We start from the raw sequence: 1,512 nt of genomic DNA, 5'->3' as shown, positions 1-1,512 counted from the left end.
TTTTACGTGCCATGCCATACTCCCGGAAGCTAAAAGTCTCCAGAGTATGGCGGAACAGAAGATGAGCGATCGGACAGAATCGGAATCGCTGATCGGGCGACCGGAATCAGTGATCGGATGAAATCAGAATCAGTGATCGGACGTGACCGGAACCAGCATGGCCCGCACGGGGCCAGATTCTGGACATAAAAAAAAGCCCCGACGGGCCGATAATGACGCGCTGTGGCGGTTATTTGCCGTCAACGTAGACCAGACCGCGATGGCCGATGGGGGCGACGCCGGCATTGATACGCACCTTGGTGGTCACGCCATCGGATTCAAAGCCCTGCTGCTGGTCGATATACGGCGTATCGACACCGTTCAGATAAGCCACCTCAATGGTGTCCGTGCCTTTGGCCGCCGCTAGATACCAGGCCGTGGCACTGGCATCATCTAGACGCGGCTCGGCAATCACGGTGGCAAAGTTTTGTACCGGGTTGATAATACCTGCGTTGATATCGGCCCCCTTGACGCTGGTCGAGCGGATCACCTGATTGGCCGTGGCTTCCAGTGCCGTCGGGACCAGCATAAAGGCCGGGCGGATATTCAGATGGTGATCGCCTTCCTTCTGGCGGCGCATCATCTGGCGCGTCTTGTCAATGTTGCCCACCTCAATGGCGCCCTTGCTCCTGTTGCCGTGCTTGTCATCAAACAGCGGCAGACCGCCGGTGTTCATAATGGGGTTGCCGGTCAGCACGGCGTAAACCAGGTCGGCGATGGTGGCCTTAGCCGCCCGCCCCAGCTTCATCGGCACATCGGTCAGCAAGCTCAGGTCGTCATTGATAATCGCCTGACGGGTAATGCTGAACAACTCGCCGTAAGTCGCCAACGCAATAGTGGCTTGTTTATCATTGGTGGTCACATATTGGTACTCAGCCCCTCACGCACCTGGCGCAGCGACGGGAAGCCGCCCAGACCAACACGGTGCGCGGTCTTGAAGTCCGACAGCTGCCCCTTTTTGGTCCACTGCTCAAAGGTCTCCGGCGCTTCTTCCCAGCCTTGCAAAATGGCCTTGTGCGCCACGTCAATCAAGATATTGCCGAAGTCCGACGTGCTGTGGGTAAAGGCCAATCCGACCATTTGCACCGGGTTATAACCCGCCCCGCCGATACCGCGCTCGGTCAGCAACAGCCGCGCCAACTCGCGCAGCGTCATCCCGTTATAGGGGTTCTTCTTGTGTGCGCTATCAAACCCGGCGTGCGCCATCAGCGAGGCACGGACGCCATCACCGGTGATATTGCCGTTCCCGGCGTAGAGATGACTGTAACCACTGTTCACCGGCGAAGACGTGGTATCAATGGGGGTGATTTTACTGGCCAGCGCCTCCAGCAGGGCGTCTTTGGCCTGGTCAAACGAACAGTTAACATCACTCACGCATTTGACCATCAGGTCGGCATGCTGCGTCCCCAGGCGACCAAACAGCGCCGTATTGACAGTTATTCAGCAGGGATGGTGAGGTTCCACGGCAGGAGC

Annotated in this window: 1 pseudogene; it reads right to left on the bottom strand. The window is 58.0% G+C overall.

Annotation, left to right across the window (positions count from 1 at the left end):
• Window positions 1-229: 229 nt before the first annotated feature.
• Window positions 230-1,299, bottom strand: a pseudogene (locus ACMX3H_RS20155) (ClpP-like prohead protease/major capsid protein fusion protein); the annotation flags it as partial.
• Between the last annotated feature and the right edge of the window lie 213 nt (window positions 1,300-1,512).

Source organism: Sodalis sp. (in: enterobacteria), assembly GCF_047607725.1.
In the GTDB taxonomy this organism is placed as follows: domain Bacteria; phylum Pseudomonadota; class Gammaproteobacteria; order Enterobacterales; family Enterobacteriaceae; genus JBLKSS01.
Note: the sequence above shows the minus strand (reverse complement) of the source record. Positions and strands in the feature narration are given on the sequence as shown.